Raw genomic sequence first — 16,796 nt, 5'->3', positions numbered from 1 at the left:
CGAGACGGAAGGGAACAGAAACATGAAGACGCTTGTTGCAAGCATACTCTCGCTCGCTGTTGTTGCCGGTCTCAGCGGCGCGGCTCTGGCCGAAGAGCCGGGCCCGGCCGGTGCGGCTCCGGCCCATCACGCGGAAGGCGAGACGCCGCATTATCCGCTGAAGCATCCGAAGCAGCAGGACTGGAGTTTTGCCGGTCCCTTCGGCCATTACGACAAAGGCCAGCTGCAGCGCGGCCTCAAGGTCTACACGGAAGTCTGTGCAGCCTGCCATTCGATGAAGCTCGTGCCTTTTCGCACGCTTGGCGAACTCGGCTATTCCGAGGCGCAGGTGAAGGCCTTTGCCGCGAATTACGAGGTTCAGGACGGTCCCGACGCGAACGGCGAGATGTTTACCCGCAAGGCGGTTCCTTCCGATTACTTCCCGTCGCCTTTCCCCAATGCCGAAGCCGCTGCTGCTTCCAACAATGGCGCCGCTCCGCCCGATTTTTCGCTGATCGCCAAGGCCCGCGCAGTCGAGCGCGGCTTTCCGCAGTTCGTTTTCGACATGTTCACGCAGTATCAGGAAAGCGGCCCCGATTACATCTATTCGCTGCTGACCGGCTATGAAGAGCCGCCGGCCGGCACCAAGATAGCGCAGGGCGCGCACTACAATCCGTATTTCAACGCCGCTGACGTACTCGCCATGCCGAAGCCGCTCTCCGACGGCCAGGTGACCTATGACGACGGCGCACCGGCGACCGTCGACCAGTATTCCAAGGACGTCACTGCTTTCCTGATGTGGGCCGCCGAGCCGCATCTGGAGGAGCGCAAGCGTACCGGCTTCATGGTCATGGTCTTCCTGGCGATCTTCACCGTGCTGATCTACCTGACGAAGCGCTCGGTCTACGCCAATAAGGAGCATTGAGCGTTCCTTGGCTGAATTCGAAAGGCGGCTTGCGAGCCGCCTTTTTTGTTGGTTCCACCCTCGGCAATTGATAGGGTGCGGCCGGTTTATGCGCTCGCAGATACGGACTTTCCATGGACAATACAATTTCGGAGCTTGCAGCCAGCATCCGCTCCATTCCCGATTACCCCAAGCCCGGAATCATCTTCCGCGACATCACCACGTTGCTCGGCAACCCCCGTGCTTTCCGAAGGGCGGTCGACGAACTGGTGCAGCCCTATGCGGGCACGAAGATCGACAAAATCGCCGGCATGGAAGCGCGCGGTTTTATTCTCGGTGGCGCGGTGGCGCACCAGCTTTCCTCGGGCTTCGTGCCGATCCGCAAGAAGGGTAAGCTGCCGCACGACACCGTGCGAATTGCCTACAGCCTGGAATATGGCGTCGACGAAATGGAGATGCATCGTGATGCGATCCAGCCTGGCGAGAAGGTGATCCTGGTCGACGATCTCATTGCTACCGGCGGCACGGCCGTTGGGGCTACGAAGCTTCTACGCCAGATTGGTGCGGAGGTGGTCGGCGCCTGCTTCGTTATCGACCTGCCCGACCTTGGCGGCCGCAGGAAGCTCGAAGAGCTCGGCGTCGCCGTACACACGCTGGTCGAATTCTCCGGGCATTAGGCTTTCAGTGCATCCGCGTCAGTCAAACTCCAGGACGCCGCTTTCAAAGCGCATGACGGGATCGCCATTCTGATTGACGCCCTCGCAGAGGATGGTGTTGAGGTGCCAGCCTGGCCGCGAGGCGAGCGGCCGGCTGGAGAGAAGGGCGACGGAATAGGTTACGACGTCGCCTGCGAAGACTGGCCGCAGCCATTGCAGCTTCTGAAAGCCGGGCGAGGGGCCGACATTGGGCGACGTCAGGCCCTTTTCGGCGAGAATGACGCTTTGCCTTTGCCAGAATGCGAGGAAGGTCCGCATCCAAGCCGCCGTGGTGTGCCAGCCCGAGGCGCAGAGCCCGCCGAAGAGGGTGTCTTTGGCGGCCTCCTTGTCGACGTGAAAACGCTGCGGGTCGTAGCGTCTGGCAAAGCGAATAATGTTTTCCTCGGTGAAGGTGTAGCTGCCGATCTCGGCTTTCTCGCCGACGGCGTAAAGTTCGGACATTCTCATGCTGACAGCCCCGAGCTCATATTGGCCTCCTCCGGAGGGAGGCGCATGCGGATCATCACAGAATTTTCCGAGAGGCAGACGAGTTCGCCGCGCTGGTTTTCCACCTCGTGGCGGAACTTGACCATGCCCATTCCGGGGCGCGAACGCATCGGCCGGGCTTCGAGGACGATGGAACGGCCCTGCAGCGTATCGCCTGAAAGCACCGGTTTTCGCCATTCCATGAGATCGATGCCCGGCGCGCCCTCGCAGAGCGCGTTCAGGATGTAGCTGTCGGCCATCATGCGCATCAGCATCGAAGACGTATGCCAGCCGGAAGCGGCAAGCCCGCCGAGTATGCTGGCGCGGCCGGCCGCCTCGTCGAGATGCATAGGCTGCGGGTCATATTCTCGGGCGAACTCGATGATCTCCTCGGCCAGCACCAGCTGCGGCCCGAGGGGAAAACGGCGGCCGGGCTCAAAATCCTCAAAAGACAGCTTTTCTGCCGGCATTTTCTCCTCCGCCATATGCAGCGCACAATGCTTACAATAGCATCCGCGCGGGCTCAATGATTCCGGGGAGATAAACCGGCATGACCGAACTGAAGTCGATACTCGACGAAGCGGCGCGCCAAGGGCTGATTTCGCCAGAGGCGGGCGGCAGACTCTTGCCGTTTCTGACTGAGCACGGCGTAGCCGTCATCGAGACGCTACCTGTGTCGAGAGCCGATGGGCAGGCCTGGTCGGATACCGAGACGCCACGCTTCGTGCGCGGCTTCCACGACGTGCTGATTACCATTGGCGTTGTCGTCGCACTGGTCGGCCTCTGGGGCCTGGCGCCGCTTTACGCCGTGCCGGTCGCGATCATCGTACTTTCGGAAATCCTGGTGCGCCGCCAGCGACTCGCTTTGCCAGCGGTCAGCCTGACGATCGCGCTGTTCTGCTGGATATGTCTGCTGATGTCCCAATTCTTTCCGCCGTGGACACCGACCTCCCAGTCCTTCGGAGCGGAGGCGACGCAGTTCGTCGCCGGCTTCCCGATCATTCTCGGCGCCTATTATGCCCGCTACCGCGTGCCGCTGTCACTGGCGCTCTGCATCATGTCGGTGCTTGCGTTCGTCCTCACGCTGATCTTGCGCCTGGTGCAATGGGTAAGCGGTAATCCGGCGTTCTTCCTCGATCATCCCGTCGTGCTGGCGCTGGTTGCCCTCATCTGCGCGCTCGGCCTGTTTATGATGGCGCTCTATTTCGATCTCGGCGACCGGCTGCGGCGGACGACGCGTTCGGATATCGCCTTCTGGCTGCACCTCGGCGCGGCGCCGGCGCTGCTCTACAGCACCGTTTCGCTGCTGTCGTTCGGGGAAAGCGGCCGTATCTTCGACTTGGCGAACATGTCGGCGCGGACGCCTGTGGTCGTCGCGACGGTGGCGGCGCTGATGCTGATCGGCCTGGTCATCGACCGGCGCGCATTCGTTACCTCAGGGCTGCTGTCGCTCGGCGTCGCGATCTTCGGCGTCGTCCAGGAGGGAAATGCGACTATCGATACCTATATCTTCACGACGCTGATTATCGTTGGGGCCATCGTGCTCATTATCGGAACGGGCTGGATGCCGCTTCGGCGGCTGGTGCTCAGGGCACTGCCGCCGGCTATCGCAAGCAGGCTGCCGCCTGGTTAAGGCGGCAGCGAACTGATCAGGTGTTAAAGCGGAAGTGGATGACGTCGCCGTCCTGGACGACGTATTCCTTTCCTTCGTCGCGCGCCTTGCCGGCATCCTTGGCGCCGACTTCGCCGTTGTATTTGATGTAATCGTCATAGGCGATGGTGTTGGCGCGGATGAAGCCGCGTTCGAAATCCGAATGGATGACGCCGGCAGCCTGCGGCGCCTTGGTTCCGCGCTCAATCGTCCAGGCGCGCGTTTCCTTCGGGCCGACCGTGAAATAGGTGATGAGGTCGAGCAGCTTGTAGCCGGCGCGGATCAGCCGATCGAGGCCCGCCTCGTCGAGGCCGAGGGCGGAGAGGAATTCCTTGGCTTCCTCATCGGCAAGCTGGGCGACCTCGGCTTCGATCGCCGCCGAGATGATGACGGTTTCCGCACCCTGTTCTTTAGCCATGGCGGCGACGGCCGCGGTGAATTCGTTGCCGGTGGATGCATCGACCTCGGCGACGTTGCAGACATAGAGCACCGGATGCGAGGTGAGCAGGTTAAGGCCCTTCAGGATAGCTATCTCATCGGGGGCGAGCTTCGACAGCAGGGTGCGCACCGGCTTGCCTTCGTTGAGCAGCTTCAGCGAGGCTTCCATGATCGGCAGCATCGCCATCGAATCCTTGTCCTTGCCGGTGGCGCGCTTGCGCGTCTGCTCCGTGCGGCGCTCCAGGCTCTCGAGATCGGCGAGCATCAGCTCGGTCTCGATCGTCTCGGCGTCGGCAACCGGATTAATGCGACCCTCGACATGAGTGATGTCGCTATCTTCGAAGCAACGCAGCACATGCACAATCGCGTCGACTTCACGGATGTTGGCAAGGAACTGGTTGCCGAGGCCTTCGCCCTTAGAGGCGCCGCGGACGAGACCGGCGATGTCGACGAAGGAGATGCGGGTCGGAATCAGCTCCTTGGACTTGGCGATGTCGGCCAGCTTGCGCATGCGCGGGTCGGGCACGGCGACTTCGCCGGTGTTCGGCTCGATGGTGCAGAAGGGATAATTCGCAGCCTGTGCGGCCGCCGTCTTGGTGAGCGCATTGAAGAGAGTCGATTTGCCGACGTTCGGCAGACCGACGATGCCGCATTTGAAGCCCATGGCTTAATCCATATCTATTGGTGACTTTGCCCTGCCTATGCGGGAATGGCTGCCCCGGGTCAAGAGTTCGCGTCAATTGAAAGAGCATTGAGGCGCGGAAGGGTGATCGAGGGCCACAAGTTGCCTCGTCAATTCGCAGCCTTCGATGGGAAGCGGGTGCGGTGATCAAGAGCAGCGACCATCCCTCCCGCTCTCCATCGAACGACATTTACGCCATTGAACTGCCGTGCCGACGGTGCAATATAGTCCCTGCGGATGTTTCTTACGCCTTTTCATGTCATCAACGGTTGGGTTTTCCGATGAGTGACAATGACGTTGCCCTGAAACCGAAGACCAAGGTGAAGCCGAAGCTGGACAAGCCGAAGCTCTACAAGGTCATTCTCGTCAACGACGATTATACGCCTCGTGAATTCGTCATCGTGATCCTGAAAGTCGTCTTCCGCATGAGTGAGGAGACCGGCTATCGGGTGATGATGACGGCGCATAAGCTCGGCTCCTGCGTGGTCGTGGTCTGCGCCAAGGACATCGCCGAGACGAAGGCCAAGGAGGGTATCGACCTTGCCAAGGAGATGGGTTTTCCGCTGATGTTCACCACCGAGCCCGAGGAATAGCCCCAGCTCACTACCGACGGATCTGATAGCCGGTCTTGTCCTTCGTGAAGCCGCAATTTTCGTAGAAGCGCAGCGTCGCCGGGTTCTTAGAGCCGGTGAGCAACATCACCTTATAGCAGCCGGCCTTCCAGGCCTGCTCCACCGCGTGGCTGATGACGGCGCCGGCATAGCCGCGCCGGCGGTGCTCGGCGTGAGTGACGATGTTTTCGATCACTGCATAAGAGGCGCCGCCGCGCGTCAGGTTCGGCATGACGATTAGGGTGACGGTCGCCGCCGCGAAGTCGCCGGCAAAGCCGATGAAGACTGTCATGCCGGACCGGGCGAGGATGGCTGAGAAGCGCTCCTCGGCCTTGGCCCTGTCGAGAACTGGATCGGCTGGATTAAGGTGATGGTAGAGTGTAATCAGCCCCTCGAGATCGCCGGCGGTGGCGGGGCGGACAGTAAAATCCTGGTCCGGCACCGGCCTCATTCCCCTTTGTTGCCGAACATCTTCTTCAGCATCTCGGCCATCGGGCCGGTGGTGGGGAGCTTTGGCTGGTTATTGTTGCGAGCCTGGCGGATATGCGACTGGCCGGCCGGCTTCTTTTCGCTGTCCTTGCTGTTCTTCCGCGGCTTTTCCTCTTCGGCCTTGTCGCCGAGCGCCAGCGCGATCTTGTTCATCAGCTGCGAATCCTCGTTTCGCACCAGCATATCGGCATTGTCGGCCAGGGCGTCGAGAAGCGGCTCCAGCCAGGTTTTATCGGCCTTGGCGAAATCGCCGAGCACATGGTTCTGCACCATTTCCTTGACGCCGGGATGGCCGATGCCGAGGCGCAGCCGCCGGTATTCCTTACCGCAATGGGCATCCAGCGATTTTATGCCGTTATGGCCGCCATGGCCGCCGCCGGTTTTCAGTCGGGCTTTCCCGGGTGGCAGATCGAGTTCGTCATAGATCGCCACGAGGTCGGCCGGCTGGAGCTTGTAGAAGCGCATCGCCTCGCCGACCGCCTCGCCGGAAAGATTCATGTAGGTCTGCGGCTTGATCAGCAGTACCTTGTCGCCGCCGAGTTCGCCTTCGGCGATCTCGGCCTTGAACTTCTTCGACCAGGGCGAGAAGCTGTGACGCCGATGAATGGCGTCGACGGCCATGAAGCCGATATTGTGGCGGTTGCCGGCATATTTGCCGCCGGGATTGCCGAGACCGGCAATGATCAGCATGGCCTGTCGTCCTCGCTTGAGCGTTTCTGGACGTTCACCACCCGGAAACGAAGGTAAAGTCAAGCGGAAATGGCGAGCCGATCGGCAGCATCATTGCGAGAGGTTCATGCCGTATTTCAAGAAGATCTGCCGCTGGTCGCCGTCAGCGATCAGCTTGTCGAGGGCGGCCTGCATCTTGGCGCGCAAATCGTCGGGAAAGCTTTTCTCACAGGCGATGCCCATTGGTTGAGAGGAGAGCACGGTTACAATCTCCACCGGCTGATCGGCCTTCAGTTTTTCGAAATAGAGTTCGGAGATCGGCATCATGTCGATCCGACCGCTGAGCAGCTTGCGCAGCGTGGCGTTAAAGTCAGTAGCCACATCGAGCTTAGTGAACCCCTTTTCCTTCAGGATCGTCTCGGTATAGTCCTCGCGCTGGGTGCCGATCGTATATTTTTTTGCCTCTTCGAGATTGCCGGCTGTGACGCCCGACCCCTTGCGGGTGATCAGGATGTTTCGGTCGATGAGCAGCGGCTCGACCCATTTGAACAGCGGATCGCGTGCGCTGTTGTGGGCGGTGGCGAAAACACATGTCATCGGCGCAGTGCGCGCAAGGCTGAAAGCACGCGCCCAAGGCATGACTTCGATCGTGTAGTCGATGCCGATCGCAGCCATCACCTTTTCGACCTGCTCGACGGTCGCGCCCTTGATCACCTTGCCTTCGCGATAGTTGAAGGGAGCGTAATCCTCTGTCGTGAAAGCAACCGCCTGCGCGTTGGCAGGGGAGGGCAGCGCCAGGCATGCGAGAAGCAGGAGCTTTTTCATCATGTCATCCCCTTCATTCTTCGGTTATGAGGCGCGTGCGACGGCGGATTGCGGGGCCATCAGTTCCTCGATGAGAGCGGCTGCGTGCTGCGGACGATGGAAGAGATAGCCCTGGCCGTAGTCCAGACCCATCTGGTGAAGCGTGCGGCATTCCTCCTCCGTCTCGATGCCTTCGGCAATGACGGTGCAGTACATCTTGTGGGAAAGAGTGGTGATGCTTTCGATCAGCATCCGGCTCTTCTGGCGCACATCGTCGTCGCCGTCGTTGATCGCGCGGGTGAAAGACTGGTCGATCTTGATGATATCGACAGGAAAGCGGTTGAGGTAACTCAGCGATGAATAGCCGGTGCCGAAATCGTCCAGCGCGATGCGACACCCGAAGCGGCGAAGCTCTGCGACGATCATGCGAATTTGCGGGTTGTCGTGCATCAGCACGGCTTCCGTGATCTCGACGACGATGCGCTCGGGGCGGATGCCGTGGCGACCGACGATAGCGGCAAGGCGGGCCGGCAGCGCCGGGTCGAACTGCAATGGCGAGAAGTTGATTGCGAGGTAGGTATCCTGCATCCCCGATATACGAGAGATTTTCGCAAGATGGGAGATCGCCATTTCCATGATGACGTTGCCGACGCGGACGATCTTGCCCGTCTCCTCGGCGACGCCGATAATCTCGGCTGGCGGCATCAGACCCTTCTGCGGATGGTTGAGGCGCATCAGCGCCTCGAAACCGGCAATGCCGCGGCCGTTCAGGTTGACGATCGGCTGCAGGAAGGCTTCGAACCAATTGTCGACGAGGCCGGCTTCGATATTGGCTTCGATTTCGGCGCGGCTGCGGGCGCGGTCGAGCATGGCATTGTCGAAGAGCTGCGCGCCGTTCTTGCCGTCCCGCTTCTTGGCATACATTGCCATGTCGGATTTCTGCAACAGTTCGGCCGCGGTGGCGGCATGATGTGGATAGATGGCGATGCCGATGGAAGCGCTCAGATGCATATCCGGGGCAAATGGCGTTTCGAAGATTGAGGCGATCTGCTCGCACATCGCCCTGGCGCGTCTTTCGGCGTCCTTCGCAGGCAACAGGATGGCGAATTCGTCGCCGCCGAGACGGGCCGCTTCATCCGAGGGAGCGAGATGGGTCTTCAGGCGCTCGACCAGCTCGATCAGCGCCGCGTCGCCGGCGGCATGCCCCATATTGTCGTTGATCCACTTGAAGCGATCGAGATCGACGAAGAGGCAGGCAAGTTCCTGGCCGGCGGCGTCCGCGGCGGCGATCTTGTTATCGAGCACCGCCTCGAACCCTTGCCGGTTGAGGAGCCCGGTAAGATGATCGGTGATTGCCTGGCGATGGTTGCGGTCCTCCGAAGCCTTGAGCTCGGTCACATCGGTCATGACAGACAGCGAGAGGCGATCGTGAGCGCCGGCGCCGGCTTCCGCTTCCATAATGAGGACGTCCATCGTGCGGCCATCCAGGCAGACGAACTTGACGGTGACGGTGATGCCGTTTTCGGCCTGGCGACGCTTGACGAACTTGTCCCGGCTGCTTGATGTGACCAGATCTGCGAAATTGCGGCCGATGATGTCGGCGCGACTATAGCCGGTGGCGAGCAGCCAATAGTCGCTGACCGCGGTGATGCGATCTTCCTCATCGAGCGAGAAGAGCATGGCGGGCGTCAGGTTGTAGATATCGGTGGCGCGGCGGTGGGCGAGCTTCAGCTCCTTCTCCTCGCTTTCAAGCTTGGTTTGCATCTCGTTGAAGCTGCGGGCAAGCCGTCCCATCTCGTCGTTCGACTGCCAGTCGACATGATGGCGGGAGCCGAGCTGCCGGGTGGCCTCGATCGCCGCCGTCAGACGCATCAGCGGCTGGATGACGAAGAATCGGTTACCGATCAGCGCTGTGCCGAAAACGGTCAGAACCGCGAAGATGAAGATCGAAATGAAGACGACCTCTTCCTGCTTCAGGCCGGAAAACAGGCCGAGGGCGGGATAGTAGACGCTGATGCTGCCGAGATTCTTCGGGCCGTCGACGGTGTTGTAGATGATGGCGCGCGACACCTGCACGAGATCGCCGTCAAAGGAACGCGGAATGGTGGATTGGCTAACGTCGAGCTGGCCGGACTGATCACGCACCTCGACCTTGACAATTGCGCCTTGGGAGACGACCGTCGCGCTGATCTGGATGACGCTTTCTTCATCGAGGTCCCAGAGCGGTTTTGCCAGCGCTTGCGCGTTGGCTACAAGAAGAACAGAGATGTGGTCGCGTATTTCCTTGTCGGCGCGTTCCGAGGAAAGAAAGAGGAAGAGAACAAAAAGGGGAGCTACAAAAACAAGCAGCGCCCCGCAAACAATTCCAAAAAATCTGTTCTCAACGGAATTGTTCATGGTTCCGTCTACTCCCCCAGGCCGGCCATATTTGCTGTCGCGCGTTCGGGCCGGCTTCTTCGCAGCTGACGGCACATGCTTTCACGAATATGTTAAATGTTGCTGAAACGGAGCTTTGGCGGACAATGAAAAGCCCGCCTTCCTGTGAACTGACCCCGGAAAGTTGCGTGTTAACGCTCCGGGGCCAGTTCACTGGGAAAGCGGGCCATATGTTTACAAATTTGTCGAAGCTATCAGGCTTCGGTTTCGCCTTCAGCTTCCGCGGCGCTCTCGTCGACGCCGGCAGCAGGAGCGACAATGGTCGCGATCGTGAAGTCGCGGTCGATGACCGGGGTCACGCCCTTCGGCAGAGTGACTTCCGAAATATGGATGCTGTCGCCGATCTTCTTGCCGCTGAGGTCGATGTTGAAGAATTCCGGGATCGCATCGGCCGGGCAGTGAACTTCAACTTCATGGCGGACGATGTTCAAAACGCCGCCGACCTTGAGGCCCGGGGACTTCGCTTCATTGATGAAGTGAACCGGGATTTCGACGCTCACCTGGGTGTTGCCGGAGACGCGCAGGAAATCGACATGCAGTGTAAAATCGCGGACGGGGTCGAGCTGGTAGTCCTTCGGTAGAACCTTGTACTTCTTGCCGTCGACTTCGATGGTCGCCACGGTGGTCATGAAGCCACCGGCGTGAATGCGCTTCGTCACCTCATTGGTGTTGAGAGCGATGGCAATGGGGGCCTGCTTGTCACCATAGATGACAGCGGGAATCAAACCGTTGCGGCGAAGTTCACGGGCGGACCCCTTACCAACCCGTTCGCGCGCCTCGGCCTTGAGCTCGTAAGTTTCCTGGCTCATGGCTATTCCTTTCGAGGTTATTTGGAGAGTTCGGCGGCGGCCAGATGCCTTATGCCAGCGAACTGGAGGCGGGTTTCCCCATCCTCATCCGCGTTGCCTCCAAGGGTGTCTACGCGGACCGGTGGCCTATATTATAAGTCGCTCGGAAACGCAAGTTGCGGATTGCGGTGCGGATCACGCCCCTGCAGGCGTCGACCGTCAAGTCTTCAAATGAGCCCGGCAGGCGTAACCAGCGGGCGCCGGCATTTCGGCTCAAAGAGGCGAACTTCATGAAATCACTTCAAAACCGCGTCCGTCCAGGTAGCATAATTGCCATTAGCTGCCGCCACTTGGCTTGACATCGGCGCGCTTCGCATCTTTGGATGGCCGCCTTAAAGCGGCTGAGGAGAAACCAGACTATGCGTCTAAAATTTGTCACGGCAACGAGCCTGCTCGCCCTTTGCCTTTTTACCACGGCAGAGGCGGTGGAAATCAATCAGGACGGAGCCAATGCGGTCAGGGACACTTTGACGAAGCTGCTTCCCGATGATCTGGCGAAGAGCGGCTTCATCGCTGTCAATCCGGCAGGCACGCGCTATGAGATCATCTACGATCTGGCGAAGCTGCTAGCCAAAGCTGACCCTGCGACCTTCACGATCAATGGGCTGACCCCGTTCTCGACATTCGCCACGCCGCTCGACAACGGGCTCTGGAACATCGAGGGTGATGACAACTTCAACGTCTCCGGCCATTTTAAAGGCCCGGATCAGAAGCCGACGGATTTCACCTATTCCATCGCCTCGATTGTCTATAGCGGCGTTTTCGACCCGGCGATCAGCTATTTGCGCTCCGGCACCTTCGCGGCCAAGGACATAAAGATCGCCAGCAAGTCCGAAACCGAGGAGGTTCATGCCACCATCGCCAGCATGGACCAGAAGCTGAGCTCGACCGATAGCGCAGGCGGCAGTGCGCGTATCGATTTTGTCGGCAGCGCCTCGATGTCTGGTTTCTTCGAACAGGTTTCCGGCCTCCAGATGCCACCCATCGAAATTCGTGCCGGCTCGATCATCGTCGACGCCAAGGTGAACGGCCTGCCGGCAAAGCAGATTCGCGAGATGGTCTTGTTCGTGCTCGACCATCTTGATGAGAAGGAATTGAGCGCGGAAAATAGCGTCGAGATAAAAGGAATAGTGAAGGAAGCGTTCCCGCTTCTGACCTTGTTCAGCGAGACGATTGCGGTTAACGATCTCACGATCAGCAACGAGATGGGCAAGGGCGGAGCCAAGGCATTTGCCTATAACCTGGCGCTCGACGGCCCCAGTGACGCTATGCGTTTCGGTTTCGGAATGAATGCGCAGGAGATCAGCCTCGACACGCCGCTGATGCCGGCAAATTATGCGACCTTCATGCCGACCAATTTCGATTTCCAGCTTGCTCTTCCGAACCTGGATTTCGCAAAATTCGGCGATGCCCTCATGGCGGTGGATTTCAACGATGAGGCGCCCGAGAAGACCGGCGAGGAAATGGCGAAGAAGCTGTTCCGCGACGGGCGGCTCGCTGTCGAGTTCCCCAGGATCAGCGCCAAGTCCGCAGTTTACGACGTTGACATGACGGGCAAGATCGAAGGCCGGGTCGACACCGAGAAAGACTACTCGATGGAGGCGACAATTCTTGCCCGCGATCTCGACAAGACGATCGCGGCTGTCCAGGAACTCGCCAAGACGGACCCCGATCTCAACCAGGTCTCCTTCGGCATCATGATGGTGAAGGGCTTCGCCAAGACCGATTCCGACGGCCGTTCGCGCTGGGACATCAGCATCAGCCGCGATGGTTCCGTGGCGGTCAATGGCCAGCAGATCAAGGGACCGGACGGTCCGGATCAGGATCAGGGGCTAGAGCCGGACCAGGAGCAGGAATCGGATCAAGGTCAGGACGCGGAACCTGCGCCGCCGCAGCAGCCCTGAGCAGTTTTAACTGGAAACAGAAATGTAGGAGGCCGGCCTTTTGCCGGCCTTTTTGCGTCTGACGTCACCCGGCGTCAGCGAGACCCGTGTTCGGCACAGCGGCTTAATCCGGCTCCAGGAGCGCGGCTGGCGACCAATTGAGGGTCAGCCATTCATGCGCCTTCGCCGGGTTCATCTCATGCGGTAATTGAAAGAGCCGATCGAATGCCGGCTCTTTTTAATCGAAGAGGCTGGAGACGGACTCTTCCTGGCTCGTCCGGCTGATCGCCTCGCCGATCAGCGGAGCCGTGGTGACGATGCGGATGTTGTGCGCAGAAAGTACCGCTGTGGTCGGCTGGATCGAATCCGTGATCACGAGCTCGCGCAGTTTAGAGGAGGTGACACGGGTGACTGCGCCGCCGGAGAGAACACCGTGGGTGATATAGGCGGTGACGCTCGATGCACCCTTGGCCAGCATCGCATCGGCGGCGTTGCAGAGCGTGCCGCCGGAATCGACTATGTCGTCGATCAGCAGACAGTCCTTGCCTGTAATGTCGCCGATAATGTTCATGACTTCGGATTCACCAGGCCGATCGCGACGCTTGTCCACGATGGCGAGCAGACAGTCCAGGCGTTTGGCGAGCGCGCGGGCACGCACGACGCCGCCGACATCGGGTGAGACGACCATGACGTTGCTGAGGTCGTAGTGGCTCTTGATATCGCGTGTCAGCACGGGCAAGGCGAAGAGGTTATCCGTGGGAATATCGAAGAAGCCCTGGATCTGACCTGCGTGGAGATCGAGCGTCATGACGCGGTCGGCCCCGGCTTCGGTGATGAGATTGGCAACCAGCTTGGCCGAGATCGGCGTGCGGCCGGAAGCGCGGCGATCCTGACGGGCATAACCGAAATAAGGAAGCACAGCGGTGATGCGCCGGGCCGATGAACGACGCATTGCGTCGATCATGATCAGCAGTTCCATCAGATGGTCATTGGCAGGATAGGACGTAGGCTGTACGAGGAAAACGTCCTCACCGCGCACATTTTCCTGGATTTCGACGAAGATTTCCTGATCGGCAAACCTTCGGACACTGGCTCTCCCCAAGGGAACGTTGAGATAGTTGCAGATCGCTTCGGCCAGTTGCCGGTTCGAATTGCCTGCGAAAACCTTCATGTTGGTCCGCCTGTTATGCGCTGATAGCCGCGCTTTTTAGTCAGCTTCCCCGTGAATGCAAGGGCAAAGGCGCCACAGACTTTCATAATTGCAAAAAGTTTGTGACTAACCGCCCTGAGTCTGCCGCCAAGAGGTGAATTCCGCGATGGTTTTCGAAGCGATCTGCTGCATCACCGAAGCCGGAACGCCGGCCCAAGGGTCGGCCGCCGCCGTCGGTACGCTTTCCTGCCCTTGTATGCGATGCAGGCGGGCACCGCCGCTGTCGAGAATGTCCCAGACATAGATCACGGTGACCTTGCCGTCGTCGCTGAAGGCGGAGAGATAACCTTTGAGGATGTAGTCGCTGCTCGTATCGTTCGAGCTCTTGATGGAGAGGCCGTGTGAGCGCGCCTCGGCGCCGAGCTGGCGCGAGAGCGGAGTCACGGCCTGCACAGGCGCGCCGATGATCGGCAGGAAGCGCACCGTATTGCCGCGGGCGGAGGAGGCGCCGGGGTTGAGGGCGGCGGTCTGCTGCGGCTGCTGAGTGTCAAGTCGCTGGCCGGACTGTGCCAGAGACCCGGCGCCGGCGGCAGCCGGCGGCAGCGCCTGTCCCTCGATCGGGGCGGAGGCGGCAGGCGAAGAGCCGTTTCTGGAGAGGGCGTCTGCCTGCTCTTGCATCGTTGTCGGTGGTGCGCCGCTGCCGGGCCGATAGGTCCTCTGCGATTGATCATAGGCTGGATGATAACCACTCGGCTGGGCGCTTCCGGCGAAAACCGGTTGGCGGGCGCCCGCCAAACGTTCCGCCTCGCCCTGCGTGACCGGGCTTGACGGTGCGGTTCCGGAGGAATCGCCGATGCCGACTTGCGGCGTCAGCGCTTCGGTTGTGTTGCAGGCGGTCAGGAGAGCCATGACGAACAGGAGCGTGGGCACAGTCGCAGCTCGCGTCATCCCGTGATCCGTCCTTCCCACAATCGCATCAGCCCGCCCGAAGTTATGCGGGCGGGGACGATCCTCTGTCAATTCCGGATTCTCACCCTTCAATTCGGTCTTCAAAGGCCGATGAAATCGAGCGAATGACGGGAAAGTGTGCGCGGCGCATCCGCCGTCGTCAGATAGGTCTGTCCGAGCGTCATCGCCGTGCCCGTATCGGAGTCCGCAATGATCATGTGCACGAAGAGTGACATGTTCGGCTCGATAGGCTGCGGATTGCCGACATGGAACATCTGGTGCTCCATCCAGGAGGGCGAGAAGCGGGCGCCCAGCGAATAACCGCAGGCGTTCAGCCGGTGGCGGGCGAGGCCTCGTTCGTCCATGATCCTGGCATGCATGTCGAAGACGTCGCCGAAGGTGTGGCCGGGCTTCAGCACGGTCTCGATAGCCTCGATGGTTTCGCGGCAGGCATTGTAAAGCTCACGATGACGTTGCATCGGCTCGCCGATGACGATCGTACGCATCATGGCAGCATGGTAATGGGCGTAAGTGCCGGCCCATTCAAGCGTCAGCTGGTCCTTGGCGTCGAGCTTGCGGCGGCCGGCCTTGTAGCGGCAGAGCAGGGCGTCGGCCGCGGAGCCGATGATGAACTCGTTGGCGGGATAATCGCCACCGCCGGAAAAGATCGCACCCTGCATGGCCGCCAGGATGTCGGCCTCATCGGCGCCCGGTTTCGTCAGCCGGATTGCAGCGTCGAGCGCGTCGTCGGCGAGAGCGGCAGCTCGCTCCACATAGGCGACCTCGGTCTGGCTCTTGATGAGACGAAGACGACTGACGAGATAGGAGGCGTCGACGATCTGGCCGAAGGTGGTCAACTGCGCGTCGAGCAAGCGGGCGACGCGGCCGGTCATGCCATGCGTATCATATTCGACGCCGATGCGCGCGCCGAGCAGATCCATCTCGACCAGGAGGTTCTTCAGGTCGAGCGTCGGATCAGCATTGACCCTGTCGACCCAGATGTGGATATCCTCAAGGATTGACGTGTGTTTAGCCTGGCGAAGATCGGCCGAGCGCGTGATCAGCGCCATGGTGCCGTCGCTCTTGACGATCAGCGTCTGGAAAAAGCAGTAGCCGAAGGTGTCATAGCCGGTCAGCCAATACATGCTTTCCTGGGCGAAGAGCAGCAAGGCGTCGAGCTTTTCTTCCTTCATCTTCTCGGTGAGGCGCGCAAGCCTGCTTGAGAACTCGGCCTTTTCGAAGTGCAGTGCCATTCTGCTCAAGTCTCCCTGATTGATATCGCTGAAATCTGCCGGCCGTAGTCCGGCTCGTCGCGATGTGTCGTCCGGCGATAGGAAAAGAAGCGCTCGCTATCGGGATAGGTGCAGAGGCCGAGGCTTTCGGCCTGCACGCCAGCCCGGGTCAGCCTGTCGATCGTCAGCGCCGGCAGATCGAACATGGCGCGGCCCGGCGTTGCGGAGGGCTTGAAAAAGCGCTGGTAATCCGGATTTTCGGCGACGAAACGATCGACGAATTCCGGCCCGACTTCGTAACTCGCCTGACTGATCGAGGGGCCGACGCAGGCCAGTATGCCGGCACGGTCCGCCCCCAAGGCTTCCATGGCTGCAATGGTGTTTTCAAGCACGCCGGTCAGCGCGCCCTTCCAGCCGGCATGGGCGGCGCCGATGACCCGATTTTCGGGGTCGGCAAAGAGGATTGGGCCGCAATCGGCGGCCAGTACGCCAAGCGCAATGCCGGGAACCGCCGTCACCATCGCGTCGGCGTCGGGGCGGGCGCCGTCGTAATCAGCGCCGATCGTCACGACGTCGGGCGAATGCACCTGATGAACGGTTGCCAACCGCTCGAGCGGCAGATTGAACCAGGCAGCGACGCGGCGGCGGTTTTCCATGACGTTTCCGCGCTCGTCGCTGGAGCCGAGGCCGACATTGAGACCGCGATAGATCCCTTCGGAAACACCGCCGGCCCGGGTGAAATAACCGTGGCGGATGGCGGCGCCGGCGGCTTCATTCAGTAGCGCGCTTTGGATCGGTGCGGGAAAGGCCGCGTCCTGCATCTGTGATTCCGGGTTTTTCGAGAGGTTTGTTCTTGTCCCGAGCGCATCGCATCAGCGACGCGTTTCAAGT

17 protein-coding genes are annotated in these 16,796 nt (G+C 60.4%); 5 read left to right on the top strand and 12 right to left on the bottom strand.

Translation table 11 applies throughout. From position 1 onward, the window contains the following. The first annotated feature begins 22 nt into the window (after positions 1 to 22). Both J2J98_RS15310 and J2J98_RS15305 read left to right on the top strand, forming a co-directional pair. A complete protein-coding gene (locus tag J2J98_RS15310; RefSeq protein WP_064705750.1) occupies positions 23 to 904 on the top strand; it encodes a cytochrome c1 in 882 nt (293 codons plus the stop codon). Between the two features lie 113 nt (positions 905 to 1,017). Further along, positions 1,018 to 1,560, top strand: coding sequence for an adenine phosphoribosyltransferase (locus tag J2J98_RS15305; RefSeq protein ID WP_064705749.1), 543 nt, complete (start codon positions 1,018 to 1,020; stop codon positions 1,558 to 1,560). Positions 1,561 to 1,578: 18 nt separating this feature from the next. On the opposite strand, the gene J2J98_RS15300 is transcribed toward J2J98_RS15305, so the two are convergent. Both J2J98_RS15300 and J2J98_RS15295 read right to left on the bottom strand, forming a co-directional pair. Further along, complete coding sequence (locus J2J98_RS15300) at positions 1,579 to 2,046, bottom strand: MaoC family dehydratase (protein ID WP_064705748.1); 468 nt, start codon at positions 2,044 to 2,046, stop codon at positions 1,579 to 1,581. After that, positions 2,043 to 2,534 carry a MaoC family dehydratase gene (locus J2J98_RS15295; protein WP_207601491.1) on the bottom strand — a complete coding sequence of 164 codons (492 nt, stop codon included), beginning with the start codon at positions 2,532 to 2,534 and terminating at the stop codon, positions 2,043 to 2,045. The genes J2J98_RS15300 and J2J98_RS15295 overlap by 4 nt, the downstream gene beginning before the upstream one ends. A gap of 80 nt (positions 2,535 to 2,614) precedes the next feature. Here J2J98_RS15295 and J2J98_RS15290 point away from each other — a divergent pair, with 80 nt between their 5' ends. Further along, a complete protein-coding gene (locus J2J98_RS15290; protein WP_207601490.1) occupies positions 2,615 to 3,697 on the top strand; it encodes a hypothetical protein in 1,083 nt (360 codons plus the stop codon). A gap of 16 nt (positions 3,698 to 3,713) precedes the next feature. Here the strand turns inward: J2J98_RS15290 and ychF are convergent, their stop codons facing one another. Further along, entirely contained in the window at positions 3,714 to 4,817 is a 1,104-nt protein-coding gene (gene ychF / locus J2J98_RS15285; protein ID WP_138393048.1) for a redox-regulated ATPase YchF, read from the bottom strand. Positions 4,818 to 5,116: 299 nt separating this feature from the next. Between ychF and clpS the strand changes: the two genes are divergently transcribed. After that, positions 5,117 to 5,428, top strand: a complete 312-nt coding sequence (gene clpS, locus J2J98_RS15280; protein WP_004680128.1) for an ATP-dependent Clp protease adapter ClpS — start codon at positions 5,117 to 5,119, stop codon at positions 5,426 to 5,428. Positions 5,429 to 5,438: 10 nt separating this feature from the next. On the opposite strand, the gene J2J98_RS15275 is transcribed toward clpS, so the two are convergent. The 5 genes from J2J98_RS15275 to J2J98_RS15255 form a co-directional block, all read right to left on the bottom strand. After that, a complete protein-coding gene (locus tag J2J98_RS15275; protein ID WP_207601489.1) occupies positions 5,439 to 5,897 on the bottom strand; it encodes a GNAT family N-acetyltransferase in 459 nt (152 codons plus the stop codon). Beyond that, positions 5,894 to 6,625: an aminoacyl-tRNA hydrolase gene (gene pth / locus J2J98_RS15270; RefSeq protein WP_064705743.1), complete on the bottom strand. Its 732-nt coding sequence runs from the start codon at positions 6,623 to 6,625 to the stop codon at positions 5,894 to 5,896. The genes J2J98_RS15275 and pth overlap by 4 nt, the downstream gene beginning before the upstream one ends. A gap of 90 nt (positions 6,626 to 6,715) precedes the next feature. After that, on the bottom strand, positions 6,716 to 7,429 hold the full coding sequence (locus tag J2J98_RS15265) for a substrate-binding periplasmic protein (RefSeq protein ID WP_064705742.1): 714 nt from the start codon (positions 7,427 to 7,429) through the stop codon (positions 6,716 to 6,718). A gap of 24 nt (positions 7,430 to 7,453) precedes the next feature. Beyond that, the gene (locus J2J98_RS15260) at positions 7,454 to 9,805 is read right to left on the bottom strand and encodes an EAL domain-containing protein (protein WP_207601488.1); all 2,352 of its coding nucleotides are present in this window, start codon (positions 9,803 to 9,805) and stop codon (positions 7,454 to 7,456) included. 233 nt (positions 9,806 to 10,038) lie between these two features. Next, positions 10,039 to 10,653, bottom strand: a complete 615-nt coding sequence (locus J2J98_RS15255; protein WP_064705740.1) for a 50S ribosomal protein L25/general stress protein Ctc — start codon at positions 10,651 to 10,653, stop codon at positions 10,039 to 10,041. A gap of 398 nt (positions 10,654 to 11,051) precedes the next feature. Between J2J98_RS15255 and J2J98_RS15250 the strand changes: the two genes are divergently transcribed. After that, positions 11,052 to 12,596: a hypothetical protein gene (locus tag J2J98_RS15250; RefSeq protein WP_207601487.1), complete on the top strand. Its 1,545-nt coding sequence runs from the start codon at positions 11,052 to 11,054 to the stop codon at positions 12,594 to 12,596. 217 nt (positions 12,597 to 12,813) lie between these two features. Here the strand turns inward: J2J98_RS15250 and J2J98_RS15245 are convergent, their stop codons facing one another. The 4 genes from J2J98_RS15245 to pgeF all read right to left on the bottom strand — a co-directional run bounded on the left by J2J98_RS15245 (position 12,814) and on the right by pgeF (position 16,726). Next, positions 12,814 to 13,746 (bottom strand): ribose-phosphate pyrophosphokinase, encoded by a 933-nt coding sequence (locus tag J2J98_RS15245; protein WP_064705738.1) that lies wholly within the window; start codon positions 13,744 to 13,746, stop codon positions 12,814 to 12,816. A 105-nt stretch (positions 13,747 to 13,851) separates the two neighbouring features. Further along, positions 13,852 to 14,673 (bottom strand): hypothetical protein, encoded by an 822-nt coding sequence (locus tag J2J98_RS15240; protein ID WP_207601486.1) that lies wholly within the window; start codon positions 14,671 to 14,673, stop codon positions 13,852 to 13,854. Positions 14,674 to 14,774: 101 nt separating this feature from the next. Continuing rightward, a complete protein-coding gene (locus J2J98_RS15235; protein ID WP_064705736.1) occupies positions 14,775 to 15,926 on the bottom strand; it encodes a M24 family metallopeptidase in 1,152 nt (383 codons plus the stop codon). 5 nt (positions 15,927 to 15,931) lie between these two features. After that, complete coding sequence (pgeF, locus tag J2J98_RS15230) at positions 15,932 to 16,726, bottom strand: peptidoglycan editing factor PgeF (RefSeq protein WP_138393053.1); 795 nt, start codon at positions 16,724 to 16,726, stop codon at positions 15,932 to 15,934. Between the last annotated feature and the right edge of the window lie 70 nt (positions 16,727 to 16,796).

Source organism: Rhizobium bangladeshense, assembly GCF_017357245.1.
Lineage (GTDB): Bacteria > Pseudomonadota > Alphaproteobacteria > Rhizobiales > Rhizobiaceae > Rhizobium > Rhizobium bangladeshense.
Note: the sequence above shows the minus strand (reverse complement) of the source record. Positions and strands in the feature narration are given on the sequence as shown.